Source organism: Erythrobacter sp. HI0063, assembly GCF_001635685.1.
In the GTDB taxonomy this organism is placed as follows: domain Bacteria; phylum Pseudomonadota; class Alphaproteobacteria; order Sphingomonadales; family Sphingomonadaceae; genus Qipengyuania.
On the sequence record NZ_LWFF01000266.1, the window covers coordinates 11,132 to 36,494 of the forward strand.

A 25,363-nucleotide genomic window follows, 5' to 3' on the forward strand; every position below is an offset into this window, starting at 1 on the left:
ATAGCACCTCCTCGATATACTGACGTTCTCGGCGGCCGGCTTCCGGCTCTTGAGCGCTGCCTCATCCGTTATCGAGCGCTCCAGATCACAGTTGCTATATTCCATGCTGAGAAACTGAAACCGGAGATAGAACCATCTAAGATCGCTTTGTATGCGAAGAGCGGGGGTTAAGCCTCTGCTCGGATGGCATAGGCCGCTTTAATGGGAGAGCGCGTTCAAGAGCGGAAAGCTGATATGGATTCGATTTGTGAATTCCTACGGGGGGCCGCAGCACGTCGCTGAACCGAGAGGCCCGCCAGATGGTATCACCCGACTACGCCGACACCGGGATTTACCCTTCTGTTCTTCGTGGCTTCCATAGATGCTATTCCTTACGGCGCCATTGTTCGCCCGCTCACCGGTTTTTCCGGCTTCGCTGATTCCATTCGCTGCGCCGTCTCCAGCGCCGCGGCTGATCGCGACAAAGGTGGTTTTCGCTTCCACCGTCATCGCCCGGTGGCTTTCGAGCTTGGTAATCGACCGATCGGCGGTCGTGCGACGGGCTGCCATGCGCGGCGCCGGCCCATTCGTGGCGAAGGTGCAGGTCGCAGGTAGTCCAAGATGCAAGTCCGTATGTCGGTTACGGCCACGCCACGGAGACCAATGCGAATTTCAGCTTTTAAGAGTTCGCAAGCAACCTTCGAATGACCAATCGGGTCGCAAGCTGAACGTCCACATTTCGCTTTGTCACTCAGAGCCGGACGGACCGCCGACGGCCCAATTCCGGACTTTCCGCCACGCGCTCAGTTAACCGGCTATCGTGTCCAGCGCTGCCATGGCTCCATCAGTAAGGTAAAGATTAGCCGCCGCGACGCTCGGCGTTCACGTCATCGGTCGAAGGCAATCTCAGAAAGCCTTTTCACAGCGCGGTTGGGCCAAGGAAGCGGCCGGTCGCACAGATACTAGAAAACCCGAACGACAAGGGTGTTCCCCGAGAAAATCGCGTATTCCAAAGCCGTCCTTCCGAAGATCCATACCTATTCTGAATTGTTCGGACTCTCCCACAAGATTGGAGTGTCGGCTTACTTTGTGTCCACAATCACATTCCTGAAAAGAAACGCTTTTCGACCTCGTAGTCGAGATGGCGGTCCACGAACGCCGAGTCCACCTCATCGAGTGACGGGTATGATGAAGGCGCGAATAGTTCGCCTTTCTGCCCCTTATAGGTGATCACCGGAACGAAACCCGCTTTCGCCTTGGTCCGGGTCGCGGCGGCCATCCGCTCCACCAATGCTTCCGGCCGGAAGACGAGCTCGGCATGCGACACCAAAGCATGTCCGGCGGATCGTGATGCGACGTCGATCCAGTTACGCAATTTGGCCGTGCGCATTGCGACCGGATTGGGAAACGGCGCGTTGCTCACAGGACAAAGTTCTTCTGCGATCGGCTTACCGAACTTGGGATCGTCCCTTTCGATACCCCAGAAATCTTCGTCCCAGACGGTGCGCCATTCGGCCCGGATAAACTCGCCGAACGCAAGGGTCTTCAAGTCCGGATGCGCGTGCCACGGGGTCGCATGCAGGCTGCGCAGCCATTGATCGGCTTGTCGCGCGATAACGACGACGAAGACATCGTCGGGAATTTCGACCTCGTCCGGCACAAGCCAGTGCTTGAAACCGAATTCTTCGGTGAAGCGGAGATCCTCAAGGTTCCGCTCGAGTAGCTTTATGAGCGCGTTGGTTCCGCTGCAGCGCTGACCATAGACCTGGAAGCGCCTGAATTGTGTAAGGGCCAAGAACGTCTCCGAAATTCCTTGGCGCGCGCCTAATGCGCTTCGTCCCAGCTTTCCGCTTGATCGTTGTTGCATGGTAGCAACGCCTTCTGCGTTCGATCGTCCGTCCTTCATGACGGAACAGATCGAACTGGAACGAGGCTTGAATCTTGCGGGCGAAAATCCTTCGCTCGCCGACGCCCTACGTTCGCATATCGTGGAGGATGGCTTCCCCTGTGTCGGGGCGAAATCGGCCCTCGCGACCGGTCGGCTAAAGGTCCTGCCAGCCCGATCGCTGACCAGTGCCTGGAACGACATCGAAATTCATGAGGCCCTGCTGGAGTGGAGCGAGGATTACGAGTGCGACCCCGAAGGCTTGCGCAGCCTCGCCGTCGTGTTTTCCGGGCCCGACGAACTGGACGAAGCGGCGTTCGAAAGCGCGATGTGGGACCGGCTGAATTCGCTCGCCGCAAAGGACGAATGGCGCGGGCAAGCTTACGATCCAGATGTCAGCAGCGACCCGGCGAACCCGCATTTCTCGCTGAGCTTCGGAGGGAAAGCCTATTTCGTGGTCGGCATGCATCCCAACGCCTCGCGTTCCGCACGGCGAACGCCCCATCCCACCCTCGTCTTCAATCTGCACGATCAGTTCGAAGCTTTGCGCGCGTCGCGAAGGTACGAACGCATGCGCGAGACCATCCTGAAGCGCGACCAGGCGCTCGATGGCTCGATCAATCCGATGCTGTCGCGCCACGGCACTGCGAGCGAAGCGCGGCAATATAGCGGGCGCGTGGTCGGCGACGACTGGCAGTGTCCCTTTTCGGACCCGAGGATGGAGCCATGAAGCGTATCGCACCGCGCACCGGCACCGCGATCGAACTGTCCAAAGGGCAGGAGTTGACCGTTATCGATCCCGAAGGTGGCCAGGTCAGCGATCTCTTGACCGTATCAAGGGCGGATCCCCGCGAAATCCTCTCTAACGGGCGAACGTTCGATTACGAGGAGAGGATCATCCTGACCACCGGCGCGCGGCTGTGGTCGAACCGGTCGAACCCCATGCTCACCATCCTCGAAGATACAGCGCTGGCGCACGATTTCCTGCTGACGCCGTGTTCCGAAGACACGTTTCGGCATTTCTATCCCGACAAGCCCGTTCATCGCGGCTGCTTCGGTAATTTGGCCGAAGCGCTTAAGCCATATGGGGTTGCGCCCGACGACATTCCGACGGCCTTCAATGTCTTCATGAATGTTCCGGTCGCCGAAAACGGGGTGATATCCGTCGATCCACCGCAGTCGCAAGGCGGAACATTCACCCGGTTCCGGGCCGAGATGGATCTGGTCATCGGGCTGACGGCATGCGCGGCCTATGCCTCGAACGGCGGCACGTTCAAGCCAATCGATTACGATGTGAGCGACTGAAATGTTGCTGGATTTGCTCGAATGGTACGGCGCGATCGCGGCGGTCATCGCTGCGCTGGTCGTGGCGACGAATGTCAGCGCGCGGGTTTCGGGGTGGGCCTTCGTGCTGTTCGTCACTTCCTCGCTTGCGCTGACGGCATGGGGCTTCCTCAGCGAAGACGCCGAAGGGATCGGTTGGCAGAACATAGCTTTGCTGTTGATCAACCTATGGGGCGTCTACCGCTATCTTGGACCGCAAAAGCCTCGTGATCCCGATCATCGAAAGCAAGCGGGAGAGCCGGGATGAAGAACACCGCATTGACCACCGGTGCCGCCGCACTGATACTTGCCGTCGGACTGGCAGGACATTTCGCATCGGGCGCGATCTATTCCTCGGTGGAAGCGCGGGACATGATTTCGGCGCTCTCCAGTCCTGCATTGTACCTCGGCAGCGCGATCGCGGGGAGCGCCTCTACCACGCTGGCGCTCATGCTGACGCTGCTCGGTCTGGTCCGGCGCGCCGACGCGGAATTCGATCCGCAGATGTATCGCCAGATTTACCGCATTGCCGTGCTCGCGACGCTTCTGCTGGCTGGAGCCGTGGTGATGCTGTTGCTGATGACGATGCCGATCGGTGAATTCGACGATGTGCCGGGCCGCTGGTTCCCCATGCTGTACAACGTCCTGTACTGGATCGTGGTGGTGCTCAGCGCCGGGCTCGTCGCCATGGTCACCATGCTGTTCGGCACCGTGCGGTCTCTGATCGCGAAGCTCACACCGCACGACGATGTGTAAACGTGATCATCTCCAAACCGAAAAGAACCTCTGACATGTTCACGCAGCTCGCTCCCCCGCTTCCAGTGCACATCACCGATCGCGGCCCGGGGCTGGCCTTCGCGGTCATCGACTATGGGATCGAGCACAATCTGATCTGGGTGACCGCACTCGATGCGGGTGGCGAAATCTGGTGCGCCCCCAATCCCAAGGTCCGCCTCGCCGAGAACTGGACTGCTGGCCGGTTGAAAGATCTCCGCGCGGAAGTGGGCGTGCAAGAGCAATCGGGGGACAGGCAATGATTAAGCCCGCGCTGGCGTTCTTCGCGCATCATCAAGGGCGCGGCCATGCGAACCGCATCATGGCGATACTGGAGCACATCCCAGAAGACCGACCGGTCATCATCATGACGGCAGCGCCGTCGCAGTTCGACGAGCGACCTCACGATGCGACCATCGTGGAGCTGCCTAACATGATTGGTGCGCCGTCGCGCAGTCCGGCCCTTCACGAGCAACCGACGCCAGAGACCCTGCATTGCGTACCGCTCGGCGTTGAGGAGATGCGCCAGCACATGGGGACGATCGCCCAGACACTGCGCGAGGCGGACCCGGCGCTTTTCGTCATCGACGTGTCGGCGGAAATCGCCCTTCTGTCGCGAATCATGAGCGTTCCCGCCGTCACTATCAGAATGCATGGCGACCGCGAGGATATCGGCCATGTCGCAGGATACGAGGCGTGCGTTGCCATGCTCGCCCCCTTCGACGAACGGATCGAACAGGATAGCTATCCCAAGCGCCTGCGCGATCGCACGTTCTATACAGGCGGTCTTTGCACCACGCGCGCACCGCTGCGCGGAAAGAGCGAGGCCCGTTCGCGATTGGGCCTTTCGGAGCAAGAGAAGGTAACGCTGGTGATCGCCGGCGGCGGCGGTTCGGGCACGCCCTACGCTCCCCTAACCGTAGCCGCGCGGGCAGAGCCCGATACGCGGTGGCTGGTGGCCGGCCCCGTTCACCGCGAGGGGCACGAAACGGATTTCGGCAATCTGCGCGAACTCGGCTGGATCGACAATCTCACCGATTATCTGTGCGCTGCTGACCGGGTCATCGCGTCGGCGGGTGACAACACGGTTCACGAGATCGCACGGGCGGGCAAGCCGTTCCTGTGCATTCCCGAATGGCGTTACTTCGACGAGCAGCAAGCAAAAGCGCGCGAGCTGCAACGCTTGGGTGCCGCCGTCTATCGCGAAACCTGGCCCGCCTCGATCCCCGAATGGCAGCGCGCGCTGGCCGAAACCGATGCGCTCGACACCTCGATTCTCACCACGCTTCATGACGAAGACGCCGCGCGCAAGGCGGCACACTGGCTCGAAGAGCGGGCTACGCGGCTTTGGGGGGTCAGCTGAACAAGACTTCGGCACCCTGCCGCGTGTCCGCAACTTCGCATTCGGTCGGACGTCGCACGATCTCGAGCTTCTCTTCCGAACGCTTCACCAAACCGCGTCGTTCGAAATCGTCGAGCCAGTATTGCATGCACCATTCGCCCCAACGGCTGCGGAACAGGCGCGCATTGCGAATAATCGATTCGAAATGCTGCAAGGGTGGCTTGTGCACATGGTGGTGCTGGTGGAAGCAGATCGTTCCGCCCAGCCAGTACATCCGCGCGCCACTGCATTCCAAGCGCCGGCCGAGATCGGTTTCTTCCGCGCCATAGCCGATGTAATCTTCATCCATTCCGCCCGCCGCATGCCAGATTTTCGCCGAGAGGATGAAGGCGAGGCCCCACAATTCTCCGAAATCCGTGATGGGCAGAAAGGATGCGTCGTCCAGCGGTCGTTTGCTCGGATGGCGGACGCCAGTGCTCAGGAGCAATTGGAAGTCGGGCGCGCCGGTCTTCTGGTCGAGCCAATCCGTGTCGGTACCGGGCAGGTAGCGGACCTCCGGAAGAAAAACGCCATTTGTGTCGAACGCATGCCCCTCGGCAGCGCGGCGAACGAAATCCGGATCGGGAATGCAGTCCACATCGAGGAAGGCGAGCACGTCCCCTGCAGCCATCTCCGCCGCCCGATTTCGCGCCGCGGCAAGCGGCATGGGTTCGCCTGGCACCTGTACGTAGCGGACGGGGAACATGCCCGTTGTCTCGATCTGTGGTGCATCGTCCTGCATGTAGGCGATCACCAGCTCATCGGGCGGAAAGGTCTGCGTTTCCAAGCCCGCGACCAGATGGTCGAGGTGTTGCTGCCGACCTCGCACCAGTGTGAGCACCGACACCGATCGGTAGGAAGTCACCAGCTGCCTTGCGCCTGGAAATACCTGACACCTTCCAGCACACCCGCCGCATAACATCCCTCTGCCCGATAGGCGTGGGAAAGAGACGGATCCTGCGCCAAACCGTCGCTGGCATTTCCTACCACGATCGGAAACGGACAGGCGCGCAGCATCGTCAGATCGTTGCCGCTGTCACCTGCGACCACCACGCGCGACTGCGTCAGCGAAAGCTTGTCGGCCACATGGCCAACGGCCGGCCCTTTGCCCGTGCCTTCGGCAAGGATATCAAGATAGCGCCCGTGACTGGCGACGATCTCCACTTTGAGGCCCCTTGCGCGCAGCGCGGTACGAAGGACGTCCGGATCGCGATCGTCCACGAAGTAACTTGCCTTGCCCTGATGCTGTTCCAGCAGAGCCTGGGGTCGAAGCTTCAGGCTCGCAGCAACATCTCTTGTGCGTTTGTCATCCCAAGCGTTCTCCACGCGGCGTCGCCAGTCGGCGTCTTCTACGAACCGGCGTTCGTCGCGATCGTACCAGTGGATGCGCGTTCCGACGCTGCTGATGATGACATCCGGTGTCGGGACACCTTCTGCCGCCAGGATCGCCTGAGCGCTATGGAAACTGCGGCCCGTGGCAATGCCGAGAGCGATTTGGCCAGCATGTTCGGCCTGCCAGCTCAGGAATTCATGCAATGCCGCATGATCGCCGAGCAACGTATTGTCGATATCGCAAATCAGAATCCGGTCCCATTTCGGGGCCTTGGGAAGCGGTCCGGTCAATTCCTTCAACAACCGGTGATACTGTTCGCGATGCGCGCTCCAGTCATAGGCGGCAATCGCTTGCCCGCCAGCCGTCGCATAGCGGACCCATTTGCGCCTGTCGGTGACGATGTTTCGGCAAGCGGTGGCAATGGCCAGCGGATCGCGCGGACAGACCAGCTCACCATTGTTGCAGCGTTCCACGATATCGTTAGGGCCGCCGCTGTCCGTAGCGACCACCGGAAGACGGGACGCTGCCGCTTCGAGCAGGGTCAGGCCGAACGGTTCGTTCAGTGCCGGGTTTACGAACACCCCGCCACTCTCGCGCGCTACGGCGTAATAAGCTGGAATGTCTGCGGGATCGTGGTTTTTTGGATAGGCGACCTTCCCGTAAAGGTCATACCGATCGATCGCCTCTATCAGCTCCTGCATGACCTCGCGGCATTCGGTCTCCAGATCGCCAAGCAGCGACCGGCAGCCAGCCACGATCACGAGATTTGCAGCGTCCTGCAAGGCCGTGTCGGTGGCATAGGCTTCCACCAGCCCGAGAAGGTTTTTCTTCCTGACCGGTCGGGCGATGGCGAGCAATATGGGTTTGGCTGGGTCGCGCAGGAATTGCGCCAGATCCGCACGAACCTTTTCGCTCGGCTGCGCGCTTTCGAACCGATGGAGATCGCAGCCCGGCGGAATGACGCGGATGCGCCCTGCTTCGATCGAAGCATAATGCGCGTATTGCGCCTCCGCCTCGTCGCGCGAGCTGGCGATGACGGCATCGGCCATATCGAGCGATCTTTCCTCGACACCGATGCGTGTCCGCAGGCTTTCATCCACGCTGCCATTTATGTCGCCCTTTACGGCGCCAAGCGAGTGGCCCGTAAAGATGTAAGGTATGCCAAGCTGCTCCTTCGCATGGCGAGCAAGAATGCCCGCATCCGCATAATGGGCATGTATGATATCTGGCAGGCGATCGAGATCGTGCAGATATTCGAGGAAGGCCGCGCACAGTTCTTCGTGCCGTTCGTGCAAAGCTTCTTTCGGCAGATATGACGGATCACCGTCATCGAGCCTGACAAGGCTGATTTTCCCTCTGGCTTCGGCACATTGGGCCTCGAACCGCATCCCCAGCTTCGAATCCATGAAGCCGCGGGTCACGATGTCGATCCGCTCGATTTCCGGGTCACGCGCACTCGCGCAGGCCAGTTCCAGCAGATAGGTAATATGGCCACCGGTGTCGGCGTTGATGCCGTATGGCACGTCCGACAAAGTCAGGCAGCCTTGCAGGGCAATATGGCAAACAAACATCGACGGGCTCCCGGTGTGCGGGTACCGATGCGCAGAACCTTTCCAAGTTCCTGACAAACAAGGTGATAAATGTTGCTCACATGCGAATAGCCCATGTCGCGCCGGTCATTCACCCTGTCCCGCCGAGCACTTACGGGGGGACCGAGCGAGTGATTGCGGACCTCGCCACGGCGCAGACAAGGGACGGGCACGATGTCACTCTGTTCGGTCCGGCGGACTCGACGCTCCCTGACGTCAGGCAAATCGGGCACTACCGATCCCTCGCCTGGCATGAACGACAGGCTGGTGATGCCCCACCGGGTCTGCCTGCGGTTCTGGAAGCCCAATTGCTGCACGATCTGCTGGCGTTCGGCGGCGAACACGATGTTATCCATCTGCACGGTTCGGCCCATGCAAGTGGTGTCGCGAAAACGCTCGGCATTCCGGTTTTTCGCACCATCCACTGGCGCGCCGACGAGGCGGATCATACTGAGCATTTCCGGGCCTTCCTGCGGGAACGGATCATCGCGATCTCGCAGTCGCAGGCAGGGGCAGTGCCGGCCGCAAACCTTGCAGGGGTGGTGCATCATGGAATGCCTGCCGATCGGTATTCCCCGGATCGAGGGGGCGGCGGATACTTGGCCTTCCTCGGCCGTATGACCGATCAGAAACGCCCCGACAGGGCGATCGAGCTGGCGCGGGCTACCGGGCGGATGCTCAAGCTCGCAGGGCCGATCGATCCGGGCAATCCCGGTTATTTCGACTCAATCGTCCGGCCCGCCCTAGATGGGCGCGTGAAGTTTATCGGCAGCATCGACGATACGGGCAAACAGGACCTGCTGGGCAATGCGGCGGCACTGGTCTTCCCCATCGACTGGCCCGAACCCTTCGGTCTCGTCATGATCGAGGCGATGGCATGCGGCACACCGGTGATCGCGTGGCGACGTGGCAGCGTGGCCGAAGTCGTCGAGGACGGAATCACCGGCATCATCGTCGACAGCATCGGCGAGGCAACCGAAAGGATGGATGAGCTGCTGCAGCTGGACCGGACTGCGATCCGCCGTAATTTCGAACAGCGTTTCTCGGACGAACGGATGTCGCGCGAGACGCTGGCCCTTTATCGCAAGGCCTGCTGATCCCGATCTTCGAAGGAATCGAGCGCCAGCGCGCCTTCGCCGTAAAGGTAATCTCCCTCGAACTCGCCGAGCCGCTTCAGTTCGGCTTCGTCGAGAATTTCGATCCGGCCTTCGCCGCGCAACTCCAGAACGCCGCGTTCCTTCAGGACGCGGAAACTGCGATTGGCATGAACCGAGGTGATGCCGCAGGCTTCCGCATAATCGCGCTGGAGCAGGGAAACCGGCAGGGTCCGGCCATCGTACAGCCCGACGAATTTGTGCCGTTCGATAATTTCGGAAATGAGGTGGGCGATGCGCCCTTCCGCGTTCAACCTGCCCAGCCGAAAGATCCATTCGCGATGCATGGCCGCATCGAGCAGGGTGGAAGACCATAGTGCGCGCGCCAAATGTACGGAGCGATCGACCAGATCGGCGATGGCCGAATGCGGCACTTCCGCCAGGTGGACGTGCCCGAGCGCCGATGTGCTGTGATCGAGCCGCTTCATGGGGAACCCGTGCAGATCGACGAAATCGCCAGGGATGTTCAACCCGACCAACTGCCGCTGGCCGCTACGATCGTCGATGCTACGCAGCACCACGCCTTCTATGATGTAGTAGGAGTGCTCCACTCGATCACCGCGCTGGACCAAGGTCTGGCGAGGCTCGAGCCAGAGGGTGCGGCCGACCGCGTCTTCCAGCCATGCCTTCTCTTGCGCGGAAAGCTCGTGCCGAAGGCGGCCTTTCAAGAACAATTCAGTGCGCAGGACGACCTTCCAAGAGTGTGTTTGACGGTTCAACTAGTTTAGCTCGGTTGCGCGTTCAAGCCTGAGCCTGCCCTTCTTTAACCAGCGCATGGCGAACTTTCCCACTATCGACGCTCGCGTCGTCACGGTCGTCTTTGTGAGAATCTGCCGCAGTTTAAATATCGCGCATTGCCGCTTTCAAGTTTGCGGCCTTTTCCAGAAAATGGAGCGGATAGCGCATATCCTTCCCCCTTTGCGCCGTTGGCCGAGCAACACTACCGACGCAGACTTGGAGCGATATTGCACTTCGCGTTGTTGCTGGAATACCAATTCGATGCTGCGTTCAGCACTGCGTTCAAAAGAGCGATGGGCATTTCCCTCCGGAACCTATCGCGACGCCTAAAGAGATAAGGACACTGCGATATGGAGACCGTCGTTTCGCGCTCGTCGGCGGAGATGCGAGTGTTGAATCATGGCCATCCGAGGAAGACATTGGTCCGATTTGGAAGATGCGAGAATAGGATGGCTCACGAGTGATCTGGCCGAGGAAAGATATTCAGTTTGCACTTGAACAAGCAGGAAAGAGGAAACCAGCGCCACCCATTTGTCTGGGGAAAGCTCAACGGGGTGACCGCGTGTGAGAATTCCGTCAAATCGTAGCAAAGGAGGAAATCAGTTTCGTCCGGGGAATGTCGGCTGACTGTCAACCTGCGGCCCAAAGTAGATTGTCCGCTATCGGCCTACAAGTCGTCGATCGAATTAAGCGGTTACTCCGATCACGCCACCTCCGAGCGCTTCGCATTGAAAAATTGACGCAATATCTCGATTGGTGGCAGTGATCGCATTATCACCGGCGCGATTGCAATCGGAGCGCAAATGGAGGCAGTCGAAGCAAAGTCCGGCGATGAGGTCTCGATTGACACTGCACTTACCGGCCTCGTGCATCTGGCACGCCTGCTCTTTCAAGCGCCCGCAGCGGCGTTCTGGGTCCAGGAGCGCGAGACGAAGCGCCTGGCGGCTTGTCTCGGCGACGAACAATCCCTTCGCACGGCTTATGACGCAGACTTGCGATCGAAATTTGAAGACTGCCAGTTCGTCGTCCTTCCTGACATCAAGGCTGAAGGAAAACCTTTCGAATTCGTGGCGGGTATCCGCGAAAAGCTGGCGAGCGGGCTTGCGAGTGTCACTCTGATTATCGCGGACACGAAAGCCCGCCCGGCCGGGATCACCGGCGAGCAGCGCAGCGCATTCCAGGCGATCTGCGCGCAGGCCGTCACTCAGCTCGAATTGCGCCATTCGCAAGCCACTCAGGCAAGGATGATGGATAGGTTGTCCTTTTTCGATCGCATGGCGTCCGCAACCCAAGAGCTGGAGGATTCCACCGCGATCATGCGAACCGTTGCGCGATTGACTGGCGAATTTCTGGACGTTTCCATCTGTGCCTATGCCGACATGCACGCGGATGAAAACGGCTTCACGATCACGGGAGACTGGACGGCTCCAGGATCGTCCACCATCGTCGGCACCTACGAACTTTCCGACTTCGGCGAATTTGCGGTCCAACCTCACTTCCAATCTGCCGCTCGTCGTGGACGATGTGATCGCCCAGCTCCCATCTGATGCGGCCGCGACCTTCCAAAGCATCGGTATCGCCGCGACGATCTGCTTGCCGCTGGTCAAGGACAACAGGCTGATTGCCCTGATGGCGGTTCACGACGCGATACCGCGAATATGGACGGACGCGGAACTCAGTCTGATCCGTGAAGTGGTGGAACGATCATGGGCGCATATCGAACGCGTCCGGGCCGAACGGACCCTCCACGAAACGAGCCGTCGGCTCAACGCCATCTTGAGCAACACGCGCGAGGCGGTGTTCCTCATGGATGAGAACCAGATTTGCGTCTACGCCAATGCCGCCGCGGAGCAATTGACCGGCTACTCTTTCGAGGACATGCAAGGACGCCCGCTGCACGATGTCGTCCATCACAAAAAGCCGGATGGATCGCATTACCCGATCGAGGAATGCCCGATCGATCGCGCATTCCCCGAACGCGCGCAAACCTCCGGCGAGGAATTTTTCGTCGCGCCGGACGGGTCCTTCTATCCAGTCGGTTTCACTGCGAGCCCGGTCCTCGACGATGAGGGAAAGCCGATCGGGACGGTCATCGAAGCCCGTAACATCGCGGAAGAGAAGCGGTTTCAGGAGCATCAGGTACTGCTGATCGATGAGCTCAATCACCGCGCGAAAAATCTGCTTGCGATCGTCCAGGGATTGGTTGCGCAGACGATGACGTCGTCCGATCCCGAAATCCGCAAGGCACTCGAGGGACGGCTGATGGCTTTGGCCGCAGCGCATAGTCTGCTGACGAAGAAGAATTGGGAGCCAGTCCCCCTCAGGCAGCTGGTGCAGGATGCTATCGCTCCCCACGTCGCGGGCCATGCCGTCAGCATGGAAGGACCCGAATTGATGCTCCCTTCCAAGACCGCGATATCGATGGTTCTGGCTGTACACGAGCTGGCGACGAATGCTGTGAAATACGGCAGCCTTTCTGCGCCCGGTGGCGGCGTGGATGTGCGCTGGAATGTCGCGGACACCGAGCTGGAGTTTCAATGGCAGGAGTTTGGGGGACCCCCGGTCGTCGCCCCGGCAAAACGTGGTTTCGGCAGCAAAATGCTCGAACGCGGGCTGGCAGCGGAACTAGACGGGAGCGTGAAGATTGAGTTCCTCACGGAAGGAGTAATCTGTAAAGTGCGCGCATACATTCCCAGACTGCCGGCATGAGAGCGTTTGAGGATAAAACCGTTCTCGTTGTGGAGGACGAACCGATCGTTGCGATGCATACGGAGGACCTTTTGACGGACCTCGGATTCAAAACCGTCGTGGTCGCGGGCGGTGTCGACCGCGCCTTCGACGCGCTCTCCGCGACCTCGGTGGGTGTGGCTGTTCTCGACATAAATTTGAACGGGGAAAAAAGCTTCCCGATCGCGGAACATCTCGTCCAGCGATCGATCCCCTTTCTGTTCGCCACTGGCTACAGCGATCAGGAAACCCCGTTTCCCCATGCGGTCATGATTAACAAGCCGTTCAATTCAGAAGCACTCGAAAGCGGGATGCGCACAATTCTGCTCACCTGATCCAACTTGTCGCGTCTTGGGTCAGACAACCTTGGTAAGAGTACGCGAAACCCAACGACGGCTTTTGATGGTTTGGAACTTAAAGAAAAGCGACAGTCCGCTTACGGCCCGGAGGCGGAAACTCTCGATCGACAAACGTCCGCACGGGGCCGTGAAAGACCGACGCATAAAGTTGGCGCCAGTATTTTCTAGAGCTGAGAAACACAATATTCTGCCGTGTTCACAATTGACTTTGTATCCCTCCGTCTCCGCCACCGGCGTTTCCAAGGCTTTCGACTCTATCAAAAAAGCCTGGCCGAAAACTCTTTGCGGAGCCGGGACGTTTCCCTCTCGCACGCGCACCGACGCTACAGATCGAGGCCTGCCCCGACGATCCGCTTGCCCAGTGTGTGGCCGGATATCCAGGCGCTTTCGATCCGAGGCGCGAGCAACCAATCTCCACATGCGCCCAGTCCAATTTCCTCGTTCCAATAGCACCCCTCGGAGCGCGAACTCGAAAGCGCGTAACGCCATCTATGCGCCCGGGTAAAGATCGGCTGTAAGGTGACGCCGATCAGAGAGGCAAATCTTTCGCTCAGCCTTTGTTCGATGTCCGCTGGCTCGTGCTCAAGATACTGGCGCGACCAGTCCGGATCGGCGTGGACGACCCAGGCTTCACCGCCTTGCCGCTTAGGCTTGCCCGAATTGCGCGTCGCCGACGAAATACCCGGTCCCTTCACGATACCCTCGTGGATCGGCAGGGGTTCTGCGAAACCGAGCATCACCGTCCAACAAGGCTCGGTGCGCGATCCGGCGGCGCGGCGCGCCATTTCGGGATCGCCGGCCCCCGCCAGCAGCGCCGTCTGTTCGGCGGGCATGGCAAGGACCACCTGATCGAAGTTCCGCACGTCGGAATCGCCGATCCGAACACTCCAGCCGCTCTTACTGGAAGAAAGCGCGGTCACCTCGGCTCCCCAGGCAATGTCGATACCGTCAGCCAGGCCTTCGATCAGCTTGGCCATCCTCGGCGTGCCGACCCACGCATCTTCCCCCGCAACCGGCCAGCGAGAGACCATTCCCTTGTCAGCGAGTTTCGCCGTGACGCTGCGAAAAAGCGGATGGCGTACAGTGAAGTACTGCGCGCCGTAATCGAAGGAAAAATCGTGAGCGTCCTTCTCGACAGTGCGAGAAGAAACGCGCCCGCCGGGACGCCGGCCCTTGTCGAAAACATGCACGGACAGGCCTGCCTCGCTCAGCACTCGTGCGCAGGCGATCCCGCTTATTCCGGCTCCAATGACGGCAATTTGCGATCCGATCGAGCTGGCTGTGTGCATATTCTTCGCCCCCTGGCAGTGACAGAAGAGTTCTGCCCGTCGCACCCTTCCTGAAGCGAGCCGAACGTTTAGACCGCCGTTTACGATCCCCGCCCTAACATTTTCCGGCCTTGACAGAGAGGCGGTTCGATAGCCTGGGCGAGCCAGCACGGCTCCGTGGTGATCGAGAGCGAGTTCCTTCTACATGGCGTGATGAAAACTCTCCGCCGGGATGCGCTCCGAAAGGCTTCAGACGCGACCGATGCCGCGTTCCAGTATCCTGTTCGCACGACTTGCCACATCCTCGGCGGCGCCATCGTTTTCGCATGCCCAGATGGCATAGCGCAGGCCGAGAAAGACATTCATCCCCATGATAGCCCAGGCTTCGACCTCGCCTAGGTCCGGGCGCAAATCTCCCTTGACGCCGCCGGTCGCGAGCCGTTCCGTAATCCGCTTCCCGATCGTCTCGTAATGGGCACGATAATTCGCCGGATCGACGAATTCCGCCTCGTCGATGATCCGATAGACTTCCTTGTGTTCGGCTGCGAAGTTCAGAAACCCGAGCAGAGCCTGGCGCTCGATCTCCAGAGCTGACGCCGCAGGGTCAATGGCCGCCCGAGCCGCCTGTTTCACTGCATCGCTCATATCGGAAACCAGCGCGCGGAAGATCGCGTCTTTGCTGTCGAAATAAGTGTAAAAACTGCCCAGTGCGACTCCGGCCCGCGCGGTTATCGCGCTGATCGAAGCGTCATGAAAGCCATGATCGCCGAACTCGCCCGCCGCCGCGTCCAGAAGCTTTCGCAAAGTGCGCCTGCCCCGCTCCGTCCTCGGTTGCTTGTCCGAGCGCGTATCGCCTTGCGTCATAATTCCCTCTGCACTTCGCAAATCCCGATCGTTGGGACCAAATTAGGGCGGCATGCATCGCACATGCAAGAACAAACTTGAAAGATGGTTCATGTTTCGGTATTGAACATTCAAAGAATGTCCTCCGTGTGGAGCGAGAGGGCCGCAATATGGGAGGGTTCAGACTATGTGTGCCAGCGCGAATCGGACGCCGAAACGATTGCTTATGGGACTGTTCGCCGGGTGCGCGCTCGGTGCGTTCGCCCTGCCCGCCAATGCTCAAAACGCTGCCCAGACCGTCGGCGACCCCGCCGATCAGGAAATGCCACGTCAGCCTGGCCCCGTAGCCAGCGACGAACCGCAAGAGCCGGGTGTCGATAACACCATCATCGTGACGGCACGCCGCCGCGAGGAGCGTCTCGTGGACGTGCCGATTGCAGTCACTTCGCTAAGCGGCGAACAGCTGGAAAAAGCAGGCGCGCTCGACATCACCGATGTCGGCCAGGTGGTACCGAACGTCACGTTGGAAGCCAGCCGGGCGACCAATTCCACGCTCACCGCCTTCATCCGTGGCATCGGCCAGCAGGATCCGGTTTCCGGTTTCGAGCAGGGCGTGGGCATCTATCTCGACGATGTCTATCTGAACCGCCCTCAGGCCGCAGTGCTCGACATCTACGACGTGGAACGGATCGAAGTGCTGCGCGGCCCGCAGGGAACGTTATATGGCCGCAACACGATCGGCGGTGCAGTCAAATACGTGACTCGCCGCCTGCCGCAGGATTTCGCCCTCAAGGCGCGGGCGACCTACGGAACCTATAATCAGGCCGAGGGAGTTCTGACCGCGTCCGCGCCGCTGAACGACATAATCCGCGTTGGCGGATCGATTGCACGCCTGTCGCGCGGCGGCTTTGGCGACAATCTCACGACCGGACTCGAAAACTACAACAAGGACATCTGGGCCGGGCGGCTGAGCATGGAGATGGGCGGCTATGGCGAGCCGGTCTTCCTTCGCATCAGTGGCGATTACACAAAGGACGAAAGCGATCCGCGGGGCGGCACGCGCCTGATCCCGGGCCTCGCCTCGGGCGCTCCGGTGCTCGACGATGTTTTCGATACCCGAGGCGGTCTCGACGATCCCATTCAGGATGTCGAAGCCTATGGCCTCGCGATGAATGCCGAGATCATGGTCAGCGATACGGTGACGCTGCGATCGATCAGCGCATGGCGTAAGGACGACAGCCTTGGCCCGATCGATTTCGATGCGCTGCCCGCCGTCGATCTTGACGTGCCCGGTGCCTATTTCAATGAGCAGATCAGCCAGGAACTGCAACTGCTTTACGACAACGGGCCGCTGAACGGTCTGCTCGGCTTCTATTATCTCGATGCCAAGGCGGACACGCTGTTCGATGTGCGCATCTTTACGACGTTCGCCGGCCTCACCGCCTTCACCCGTGCCGATGTCGATACCGAGACCTACGCGATCTTCGGCGACCTCACCTACGACATCGGCGACCGGCTGAGCGTGTCGCTGGGCGGACGATACACTTGGGACGAGCGCACGGCGGACATTCTGCGGCAGAATTATCTCGGCGGAGGATCGCCCTTCTTCGGCGGTGCGGGCATTCCCTTCGGCGCACCGAGCACCAATTTCCAGGGGTCGGCCAAGTTCGAGAAATTCACCCCGCGCGCCTCGATCAGCTTCATGCCGACGCCCGACCACAATCTTTATGCGAGCTATTCGAAAGGCTTCAAGGGCGGCGGCTTCGACCCGCGTGGCGTGGGCACCAACGCGCCCGCCGCAGTTCCGGGCCAACCGACCGATGCCGAGATCGCCGATTTCCTCAGTTTCGCGCCCGAAGAGGTCGACAGCTACGAAATCGGCTACAAGGGCAGCCTTATGAACGGGGCGCTCAACGTCGCTGCCGCGGCCTTCTACGCCGATTATACCGACGTTCAGATCCCCGGCTCGGTCGCCTGCACGATCCAGGTCAACGGTGCGCCAACGCCTTCGTTCTGCGGCATCGTTTCGAATGCGGGGGCGGCGACTTTCAAGGGGCTGGAACTGGAAGCGAGCGCTCGCCTCGGCGGGGGCTTCAATCTGTCGGGATCGCTCGGCTATATCGATGCGCGATACGACGAATATATCGCCAATATCGGCAACACGCCGACCGATGTCGCCGAATTCCGCGAAGTTCAGAACACGCCTGAATTTACCGGCAGCGCCACCGCAAGCTACACGCTGCCGGTCGGCGCAGGCGATCTCTATCTGGGCACCACGGTCAGCTATCGCAGCAAGACCTTCCAGTTCGAAATACCGAACGAATTCATCGATCAGGACGGCTATGCGCTGGTCGATGCGAGCATAGTCTATACCGCCCCGGGCGAGCGGTTCAGCGTCGGCGTGTATGGGAAGAATCTGTTCGACAAGGAGTACAAGACCAGCGGCTACACCTTCGTCGCTGCCGACCCGCGCACCGGGGCGATCCCGTCGGGTGCCAATGGCTTCCCGATCCCGACTCTGGGGCGCGAAGGGACGCTAACCGCATTTTACGGCAATCCACGCCAGATCTTCGCCACGGCAACGTTCCGATACTGACAAGGCCAAGGAGCCGCGGCTTCTTTCGACCGCGGCCCTGGCCTTCCCGCACGAGCGCTTACGTGCGGCGCAATCTCCAGCTCTGATCATCCGTTTAAGAGCGCACTTTCCGCGCAAGCGCCCCATTGCAAAGCTTGGAATTGAGGCGCATTCGGCTCGCCCATAGAAATCGGCCCGTCGAATTATGACGCAGCGATTTTCAAAGCATCGGGAGAGCACGATGGCGGACGAGAGCAAAAAGAACGCCGACACCCTTCCCCACTCGCCCGGCCCCGCCGGGGGCTGGGGTTCCATGAAAGGCATCGCCAGCATCTATGGCGAAACCTGGGCCTCTCCCGGTGCGCTCGACAGTTTGCGGCGGCTGAACAAGCCCAAGGGCGTGATGTGCATGTCATGCGCCTGGCCGAAGCCGGCGAACTATTCCGCGTTCGAATTCTGCGAAAACGGGGCGAAGGCCACGTTGTGGGAATTGACCAAGGATCGCTGCACACCGGAATTTTTCGCGTATGACGGTCATACGGTCACCGAATTGCGCGAATGGTCGGACCACGAGCTCGAAAAATCGGGTCGCTTGACCCACCCGATGAGATACGACGCCGCGTCGGATCGCTATGTGCCGATCGAGTGGGACGATGCCTTTGCAGAAATCGGCGCGACCCTGCGCGATCTGCCGCGCGAGGATGTGGTCTTCTACGCCTCCGGCCATGCCGGGCTGGAAGCGAGCTATCTCTACGCCCTTCTTGCCCGCGCCTATGGCAACAACAATCTGCCGCAGAGCAGCAATATGTGCCACGAGACCACTTCGGTGGGCCTCACCAAGGTAATCGGTTCGCCCGTCGGCACAGTGACGTTCGACGATCTGGCCGAGACCGACTGCTATTTCTATTTCGGCCAGAATCCCGGCACGAACAGCCCGCGCTTCCTTCACAATCTGAAGGATCTGAAGGACCGCGGCGGCAAGATCGTGACCTTCAATCCGGTGATCGAGCAGGGCCTTGTCTCCTTCGTCGATCCGCAGAACCCGCTGGCGATGCTGACGGGCAAGGAAACGGTGATCTCCGACCAGTATCACCAGGTGCAATCGGGCGGCGATGTCGCGGCGATCCTGGGCCTGTGCAAGGTCGTTGTAGAAGCCGACGACCGGGCGCGCGAGGCGGGCACGCGCGAGGTTATCGACCATACCTTCATAGAGCAGCACACCACCGGTTTCGATGCGTTCATCGCCTGTTGCCGCGATGCCGACTGGGCCGATATCGAAAAGGCCAGCGGCCTTACCGAAGATGCGCTGCGCGAAGCGGCCCAGGTCTATATCGATGCCGAAAAGGTGATCGGCGTCTACGGCATGGGCTTCACCCAGCACACGCATGGCGCGCTCAACATCGCCATGCTGGTCAATCTGCTGCTGCTGAAAGGCAATATCGGCCGCCCCGGCACGGGCTGCTGCCCGGTCCGCGGCCATTCCAACGTGCAGGGACAGCGAACGGTCGGCATCGCGGAAAAGGCGCACCTCGTCCCGCTCGACAAGCTGAAAGACCTGTTCGATTTCGACCCACCGACGAAAGACGGAATGCATGTCGTCGATGCGGTGCAGGGGCTGATCGAAGGCAAGGTGCGCGGGTTCATCTCGCTCGGCGGCAATCTGGTGCGCGCCGTGCCCGATCAGAAGCGGATGGAGGAAGGCTGGGCCAGCCAGGACATCGTCGTCATGGTGTCGACCAAGCTCAATCGCAGCCATCTCTATCCGGGCAAGCAGGCCTATATCCTGCCATGCCTCGGCCGGTCCGAAGTGGACGAGCAGAAAAGCGGCAATCAGGCCGTGACGAGCGAAGACAGCTTTTCGATGATCAACGGATCGGTCGGCCATCGCCCGCCCGCCTCCGAACATCTCAAGAGCGAGCTTGCCATCGTCAGCGGGATCGCCAAGGCCACGCTCGATCCCAACCCCAAGATGGAATGGGACGAGTGGACCGGCGATTATTCGCTGGTGCGCGATCTGATCGAAGCGACCTATCCCGACGACTTCCACGACTTCAATAAGCGGATGTTCGAGGCCGGCGGCTTCTGGCGCGGCAATCCGGCGGCGGAGCGGATCTGGAAGACGGACAGCGGCAAGGCCGTGATCACCACGCCCCCGCAGCTAACTTCGCTCGGTTTCGAAGACAGGCCGGGACGCTATCGCCTGCTCACCATGCGCTCCAACGATCAGTTCAACACCACCATCTATGGCTATTCCGATCGCTTCCGCGGGATCGAGGGCACGCGCGACGTGGTTTTGATGAACCCGGACGACATTGCCGAAGCCGGTCTCAAGGATGGCGATACGGTCCGTCTGGTCAGCGATTACGATGGCGACGATGTCGAGCGCCATCTGGGCGGGCTGAAGCTGGTGGCCTACAAGCTGCCGCGCGGGACGATTGCGGGGTATTATCCGGAATGCAACGTGCTGGTGCCGATCACGCACCATGACGAGATTTCGAAGACCCCGGCATCGAAGTCGGTCCCGGTCAGGATCGAGGCCGCTTGAATTCGGCTACGATCCCGCAAGGGGTGCATATAGCCGAGTGCCGTCGCGATCACGATATGCAGCGCAGTCGCTTCGAGCGGTTCGAGAAAGCCCTGGGCAAGGCCCGCCGAAAGGCAATTGCGGTGCCAGGTTTCGGCCACGCGGCCGACCTTCATTTCAAGCCTGCGCACCTCGCCCTCAGGATGGCCGAGAGCGGCGCGCAATTCCTCCTCCGCCGCTTCGTCAGAAACGTAGCGTGACGAATAGACGTAACCATTCCCGATCCGCGTCGTCAGCGGGATCGCCCAGCGCCAGCCCGCTTCCATGGCGACGGCGTCGGTCTGTGGAAGCAGTTCGGTTTCGCGCTCGTGCGAATGCGCGGTCGGCAGCACCACGGCGCGATCGTTGAAAAGATTGTCCGTGAAGCTCTGAAACGGAACGGCCAACGCCTGTTGCGCGATCAGGGCGCGAAAGCCCGAGCAATCGACGAACAGGTCGCCCGCGATCCGCTCCCCGCCCTCGCACAGGAGCGCGGCCACATCGCCCTCGCCGTCCAGCTCCACCCGCTCGACCTTGATCGGGCGATGGTCCACCCCCTGCCTTACCGCCCAATCGCGCAGGAAGCCGCCCAGTTTATGCGCGTCGAAATGATAGCCGTAGCTCGGTTCGAAGGGAAAATTATCCGCCGGATGCGGCGCGCGGCCTTCCTCGGCGAGGCGTGTCGCCAGAAACCATCGATCCGGATGCGCGGACTTGTCCAGCCCCTTGCGGGCCAACAGGCAATTGCGGATGAAATGCGGTTCGGTGTGCAGGTCCAAAGGGCTTGGAAAAGGGTGAAAATAGCTTTCGAAACCCGGCCGCTCGCTCCACCCGGAAAAGCGGATCCCGAGCTTGTAGGTCGCATCGCAGGCGCGCATCCATTCGGCTTCGTCGATCCCGAGCTGGTCGAACATGGCCTTCAATTGCGGCGTCGATCCTTCGCCCACGCCGATGATGCCGATGGCCGGGCTCTCGACCACGGTCACCCGGCCACCGCGCGGCCCCCAGCGCTGATGGAGAAGGCAGGCGGTGATCCATCCCGCGCTGCCTCCACCCAAGACGACCACCTGGGGCGGCCCGTCAGATCGCGCGCCTGCCTCCATCAGCGGGGTTTGAGCTGGATCGCCACGCCGCCGCCCGGTGCCAGCCGCACGGTGTAGCTGTCGCCCTTTTTCACCGTGACGGTATCGTAAGCGATGTCGTGGCGCTTCTCGGTCAAGTAGGTCGCTTCCGGTCCATCCTTCCAGACCTTGGCCATGTAGGACTTGCCCTCGTCGAGGAAATCGAAATCGAGCGTCAGAGTGCGTTCGGTCGCATCGTTGACGCCGCCGACATACCAGTCCTGACTATCGCGTCCCTTGCGCGCGAAGATGGCGTAATCGCCCACCGCGCCATCGATCAGATGGCTTTCCGACCAGTCGGCGGGCACCGCCTTGATGAATTCCAGCTCGCGCGGATGCGCCTCAAGGCTTTCGATGAAATCGGCCGCCATCTGGATGGGCGAATAGATCGCGAGGTAGAGGCCCAATTGCTTGGCGAGCGTGGACGAGAAGGGATAATCGTTGTCCCCCACCAGGCCGAGCACGCCGGGCGTGTAATCCATCGGTCCCGACAGCATCCGGGTGTAGACCAGCGTCGGATCGTGTTCGACCCCGCTGCCATAGGCGTTCCAGGCGTTGTATTCCTGCCCCCGCGCCCCTTCGCGCGCGACCCAGTTGGGATAGGTGCGGCGGAGGCCGGTATCCTTGACCGGTTCGTGCGGATTGATCGCGATGCCGCGCTTGGCCGCTTCCTGAACGACCTTCAGATGATGCTGCACCTGGCGCTGGCCGTCATGCCATTCGAAGATCTCGGTCTCCGGATCGCAAGGGTCGGCGATGTCGGCATTGCAGGACACGATCCCGCCCGCATCGGCGACATAGCCGGTCTTGATCCAGTCGACGCCCAATTCCTTGTAGAGGTCGAGCGCGTCTTCGAGCTGGGCTTCGTAATTAGCGATGTTGCCGCTGGTCTCGTGATGCCCGATCAGGCGCACGCCCTTCGATCTGGCGTAATCCGTCACTTCGCGCAGGTCGAAATCGGGATAGCTCTGGGTGAAGCTGAATTCGCGGCCATTGTTGAACCAGTCGCCGTCCCAGCCGACATTCCATCCTTCGATCAGCACGCCGCGAAAACCGTGCTTGGCGGCGAAGTCGATATATTCCTTCGCCCGCTCCGTCGTCGCACCGTGGCGGTCGCTCGTCCCCCATGTCCAGCGATTGGAGATCATGCCCCACCAGATGCCGATATATTTCCCCGGCTCAACCCAGCTGACATCGCCCAGTTTGTTCGGCTCGTTGAGGTTCAGGTCGATGTCGCTTTCGACCAGTCCCGCTGGACCGTCGCTGATGCGGATCGTGCGCCAAGGCGTGGTGAAAGCGCCTTCGCGTACCACCTTCGCCCCCCGGCTCGAAGGGGCGAGCGAGGCGCGGAAACGCGATCCTTCCATTCGCCGCAGCCACATGCCCGAATAATCGACCAGCGCCGCCTCGTGAAAGGCCAGATGCGTTCCGTCCGCCAGCCGCATGGTGATCGGCGTGTGCGCGATACTAACCGCATCGATCGGCGTTTCGTTGTAGAGATATTCGTAGCGATTGAAGTCGCCGCCCGGAATCCACCACGCCGTGCCGTCCTCTGCGGCCTCCGGCGCGATTGCGAATTCCGTCAGCTCTTCGGCGATGTTCGCAACGGGCATGACCTCGCTGTCGGGAAATTCGTAACGGAAGCCGATCCCGTCATCGAAGACACGCATCCGCACCGTCAGCGCGCGATTGCTGTTCTGGCGTCCTTCACGGAAGGTGACGGCCAATTCGTTATGGTGATCGCGCACGAAGCGGCGTTCGCCCCAGGGCTGTTCCCAGGTGGCGTCATGGGCGGCGCGGGTTTCGCTTTCGACCTCGAAATTGCGCCGCATCGGCTGGGCATCGGTGAACAGGAAGCCCAGATCGCTGTCGTCGATCAGCGTCTTGCCGTCGCGGACGACGCGGTAAAACGGAACCCCGCCGCCATCGACGTCGAGCGTCACGACGGTGCGCCCATCAGGAGAGGCGACATCGGCAGCCCAGGCAGGAAGCGCGCTCGAGGCGAGGAGCGCGCACAGGGCCCCTTTCAGTCCCGCGCGCATCAGACCCGCACCACCAGCGCGCCGTAGGACCCGAGAACGTCGGGCATGACCGAATTGATGCTGCATAGGGTTTCTCCTTGAGGAATCTTGATCACGGAAATGGGGTCTGGCGACAGGTTGAACAGGCAGACGACACGCTCGCCCTGCGATAAGCGTTCGAGGCGCAGCAGCGCGCCATCGGCCTGGCAGGCGGCGCTGCCGTGGCGCAAAGCGGACGAGGCCTTGCGCAGCGCGATAATTTCGCGTGTCAGCGCAAGCAGCGAGGCTGGGTCAGCGTCTTGCACCGCGACCGAGCGGGCGAGATTCTCCTCGCCGAGCGGGAGCCAGGGGGTGGCAGCGCCGAAGCCGCCCTCGCCTTCACTCTCCCACGGCATCGGCGTGCGCGCGCCATCGCGCGAAAGGGTGAGCGGCCAGTTCGCGATCGCTTCGGGATCTTGCAATTGCTCGAAGGGGATATCAACCTGCGTCAGGCCCAGTTCCTCGCCCTGATAGAGGATGATATTGCCGCGTAGGCACGCGAGCAGCAACAACTTCATCCGCGCGAAGGCGTCGCGATGTTCGGGCGCACACCAGCGCGAGACGGCGCGCGGCGCATCGTGGTTTTCGAACGCCCAGCTCGGCCAGCCCATCCCCTCCTCGTCCGGCCATTCGGCCAGCGCAGCGCAGACCAGTCCGGGGGTCAGGCGGTCGGCATAAAGAAAGTTGAAGCCGTAGGCGGAATTCAGCCGCGCATCGCCTTGGGTGAAGGCTTTCATCTCCGTCTCGGCCTCGTCCCCGCCGACTTCCGCCACGGTGAAGATGGCCCCCTCATCCCCGGCATACTCGTCGGTCACGGCGCGGATACGTTCGATGAAACCGGGAATGTCGGGATGCGACATATTGTGGATCTTGCGCTGGAAATCGAACGGCCGGGTGCGCGCCCGGTCGGTCGGCGGCGCGGGCGGATTGTCGCGCAGGTCGGGATCGTGCATCGAAAAATTGAGCGCGTCGATCCGGAAGCCGTCCACGCCCCGGTCCAGCCAGAAGCGCGCGACATGGAGAAGAGCGTTCTGAACTTGCCGGTTATGCCCGTTCAATTGCGGCTGGCAGCTGAGGAAATTGTGCAGGTAATATTGCCCGCGCCGCGCATCCCAGGTCCAGGCCGGGCCGCCGAAGACCGATTGCCAGTTGGAGGGCGGCGTGCCGTCCGGCTTGGCATCGGCCCAGACATACCAGTCCGCCTTGGGATTGTCGCGGCTCGCACGGCTTTCGACGAACCAGGCGTGTTCGTCCGAAGTGTGCGAATAGACTTGGTCGATCAGAACCTTGAGGCGGAGCTGATGCGCGCGGGCGACCAGCACGTCGAAATCGGCAAGCGTCCCGAAGATCGGATCGACATCGCAATAATCGGAAACGTCGTAGCCGAAATCCTTCATCGGGCTGGTGAAGAAGGGCGAGATCCAGATCGCATCGACGCCGAGCGAGGCGACATGGCCGAGCCGCTGAGTGATACCTGGAAGATCACCGATCCCGTCGCCATTCGCATCCATAAAGCTGCGGGGATAGATCTGATAGATCGCCGCTCCGCGCCACCATTGCACGGCGGGACCGGTTTGCGGCGCGAGTGCAGTCTTGCTCAGGCTCGCCATCATTGCGCCCCCAGTTCGCAGATTGCCCAGCCGAAAGCCGGGATCGTCAGCCGCACGCTGCCGGGTACCGACGGGGCGGCG

21 protein-coding genes are annotated in these 25,363 nt (G+C 61.0%); 11 read left to right on the forward strand and 10 right to left on the reverse strand.

Annotated elements, in window-relative coordinates; translation table 11 throughout:
- Positions 1–1,078: 1,078 nt before the first annotated feature.
- Positions 1,079–1,885 carry a hypothetical protein gene (locus tag A3736_RS08445; RefSeq protein WP_156502050.1) on the reverse strand — a complete coding sequence of 269 codons (807 nt, stop codon included), beginning with the start codon at positions 1,883–1,885 and terminating at the stop codon, positions 1,079–1,081.
- Between A3736_RS08445 and gntA the strand changes: the two genes are divergently transcribed.
- Genes gntA through A3736_RS08475 form a run of 6 tightly spaced genes read left to right on the forward strand, consistent with a single transcriptional unit; the run spans position 1,884 to position 5,324 of the window.
- The gene (gene gntA / locus A3736_RS08450; RefSeq protein WP_067681611.1) at positions 1,884–2,594 is read left to right on the forward strand and encodes a guanitoxin biosynthesis heme-dependent pre-guanitoxin N-hydroxylase GntA; all 711 of its coding nucleotides are present in this window, start codon (positions 1,884–1,886) and stop codon (positions 2,592–2,594) included. The two genes, A3736_RS08445 and gntA, sit on opposite strands and share 2 nt — an antisense overlap.
- Positions 2,591–3,169, forward strand: a complete 579-nt coding sequence (locus tag A3736_RS08455) for a DUF1989 domain-containing protein (RefSeq protein WP_067681614.1) — start codon at positions 2,591–2,593, stop codon at positions 3,167–3,169. Before gntA ends, A3736_RS08455 begins: the two co-directional genes overlap by 4 nt.
- 1 nt (position 3,170) lies before the next feature.
- Complete coding sequence (locus A3736_RS08460; RefSeq protein WP_067681617.1) at positions 3,171–3,455, forward strand: hypothetical protein; 285 nt, start codon at positions 3,171–3,173, stop codon at positions 3,453–3,455.
- Positions 3,452–3,943, forward strand: a complete 492-nt coding sequence (locus A3736_RS08465; RefSeq protein ID WP_067681620.1) for a hypothetical protein — start codon at positions 3,452–3,454, stop codon at positions 3,941–3,943. The genes A3736_RS08460 and A3736_RS08465 overlap by 4 nt, the downstream gene beginning before the upstream one ends.
- A 35-nt stretch (positions 3,944–3,978) precedes the next feature.
- Positions 3,979–4,224 carry a hypothetical protein gene (locus A3736_RS08470; RefSeq protein WP_067681623.1) on the forward strand — a complete coding sequence of 82 codons (246 nt, stop codon included), beginning with the start codon at positions 3,979–3,981 and terminating at the stop codon, positions 4,222–4,224.
- Positions 4,221–5,324 (forward strand): glycosyltransferase, encoded by a 1,104-nt coding sequence (locus A3736_RS08475; protein ID WP_197465551.1) that lies wholly within the window; start codon positions 4,221–4,223, stop codon positions 5,322–5,324. The genes A3736_RS08470 and A3736_RS08475 overlap by 4 nt, the downstream gene beginning before the upstream one ends.
- Here the strand turns inward: A3736_RS08475 and A3736_RS08480 are convergent.
- Both A3736_RS08480 and A3736_RS08485 read right to left on the reverse strand, forming a co-directional pair.
- The gene (locus A3736_RS08480) at positions 5,317–6,207 is read right to left on the reverse strand and encodes a glycosyltransferase family 2 protein (protein ID WP_233999320.1); all 891 of its coding nucleotides are present in this window, start codon (positions 6,205–6,207) and stop codon (positions 5,317–5,319) included. The two genes, A3736_RS08475 and A3736_RS08480, sit on opposite strands and share 8 nt — an antisense overlap.
- Positions 6,204–8,246 (reverse strand): HAD-IIB family hydrolase, encoded by a 2,043-nt coding sequence (locus A3736_RS08485; protein WP_067681626.1) that lies wholly within the window; start codon positions 8,244–8,246, stop codon positions 6,204–6,206. The genes A3736_RS08480 and A3736_RS08485 overlap by 4 nt, the downstream gene beginning before the upstream one ends.
- An 80-nt stretch (positions 8,247–8,326) precedes the next feature.
- On the opposite strand from A3736_RS08485, the gene A3736_RS08490 reads away from it, so the two are divergent.
- Positions 8,327–9,361 carry a glycosyltransferase family 4 protein gene (locus A3736_RS08490; RefSeq protein WP_067681629.1) on the forward strand — a complete coding sequence of 345 codons (1,035 nt, stop codon included), beginning with the start codon at positions 8,327–8,329 and terminating at the stop codon, positions 9,359–9,361.
- Here the strand turns inward: A3736_RS08490 and A3736_RS08495 are convergent.
- Positions 9,343–10,086 (reverse strand): Crp/Fnr family transcriptional regulator, encoded by a 744-nt coding sequence (locus A3736_RS08495; protein WP_197465553.1) that lies wholly within the window; start codon positions 10,084–10,086, stop codon positions 9,343–9,345. The two genes, A3736_RS08490 and A3736_RS08495, sit on opposite strands and share 19 nt — an antisense overlap.
- Before the next feature lie 756 nt (positions 10,087–10,842).
- On the reverse strand, positions 10,843–11,646 hold the full coding sequence (locus A3736_RS17980; protein WP_233999322.1) for a hypothetical protein: 804 nt from the start codon (positions 11,644–11,646) through the stop codon (positions 10,843–10,845).
- Positions 11,647–11,671: 25 nt separating this feature from the next.
- Between A3736_RS17980 and A3736_RS17590 the strand changes: the two genes are divergently transcribed.
- Both A3736_RS17590 and A3736_RS08510 read left to right on the forward strand, forming a co-directional pair.
- Positions 11,672–12,865, forward strand: a complete 1,194-nt coding sequence (locus A3736_RS17590) for a sensor histidine kinase (protein ID WP_233999323.1) — start codon at positions 11,672–11,674, stop codon at positions 12,863–12,865.
- Positions 12,862–13,218: a response regulator gene (locus A3736_RS08510; RefSeq protein WP_067681635.1), complete on the forward strand. Its 357-nt coding sequence runs from the start codon at positions 12,862–12,864 to the stop codon at positions 13,216–13,218. Before A3736_RS17590 ends, A3736_RS08510 begins: the two co-directional genes overlap by 4 nt.
- A gap of 347 nt (positions 13,219–13,565) precedes the next feature.
- Here the strand turns inward: A3736_RS08510 and A3736_RS08515 are convergent, their stop codons facing one another.
- Entirely contained in the window at positions 13,566–14,531 is a 966-nt protein-coding gene (locus tag A3736_RS08515; RefSeq protein WP_067681638.1) for an NAD(P)/FAD-dependent oxidoreductase, read from the reverse strand.
- Between the two features lie 228 nt (positions 14,532–14,759).
- On the reverse strand, positions 14,760–15,374 hold the full coding sequence (locus A3736_RS08520) for a TetR/AcrR family transcriptional regulator (protein WP_067681640.1): 615 nt from the start codon (positions 15,372–15,374) through the stop codon (positions 14,760–14,762).
- Between the two features lie 301 nt (positions 15,375–15,675).
- On the opposite strand from A3736_RS08520, the gene A3736_RS08525 reads away from it, so the two are divergent.
- Entirely contained in the window at positions 15,676–17,949 is a 2,274-nt protein-coding gene (locus A3736_RS08525; protein WP_067681671.1) for a TonB-dependent receptor, read from the forward strand.
- A gap of 220 nt (positions 17,950–18,169) precedes the next feature.
- Positions 18,170–20,473 carry an FdhF/YdeP family oxidoreductase gene (locus A3736_RS08530; protein ID WP_067681643.1) on the forward strand — a complete coding sequence of 768 codons (2,304 nt, stop codon included), beginning with the start codon at positions 18,170–18,172 and terminating at the stop codon, positions 20,471–20,473.
- Here the strand turns inward: A3736_RS08530 and A3736_RS08535 are convergent.
- From A3736_RS08535 to A3736_RS08545, 3 genes are read right to left on the reverse strand one after another with little or no spacing between them, the layout of a single operon-like run.
- Complete coding sequence (locus tag A3736_RS08535; protein ID WP_233999325.1) at positions 20,374–21,549, reverse strand: tryptophan halogenase family protein; 1,176 nt, start codon at positions 21,547–21,549, stop codon at positions 20,374–20,376. The genes A3736_RS08530 and A3736_RS08535 overlap by 100 nt on opposite strands.
- Positions 21,550–21,593: 44 nt before the next feature.
- Entirely contained in the window at positions 21,594–23,654 is a 2,061-nt protein-coding gene (locus A3736_RS08540) for a glycoside hydrolase family 97 protein (protein WP_067681646.1), read from the reverse strand.
- The gene (locus A3736_RS08545) at positions 23,654–25,282 is read right to left on the reverse strand and encodes an alpha-amylase family glycosyl hydrolase (RefSeq protein ID WP_067681674.1); all 1,629 of its coding nucleotides are present in this window, start codon (positions 25,280–25,282) and stop codon (positions 23,654–23,656) included. Before A3736_RS08545 ends, A3736_RS08540 begins: the two co-directional genes overlap by 1 nt.
- Between the last annotated feature and the right edge of the window lie 81 nt (positions 25,283–25,363).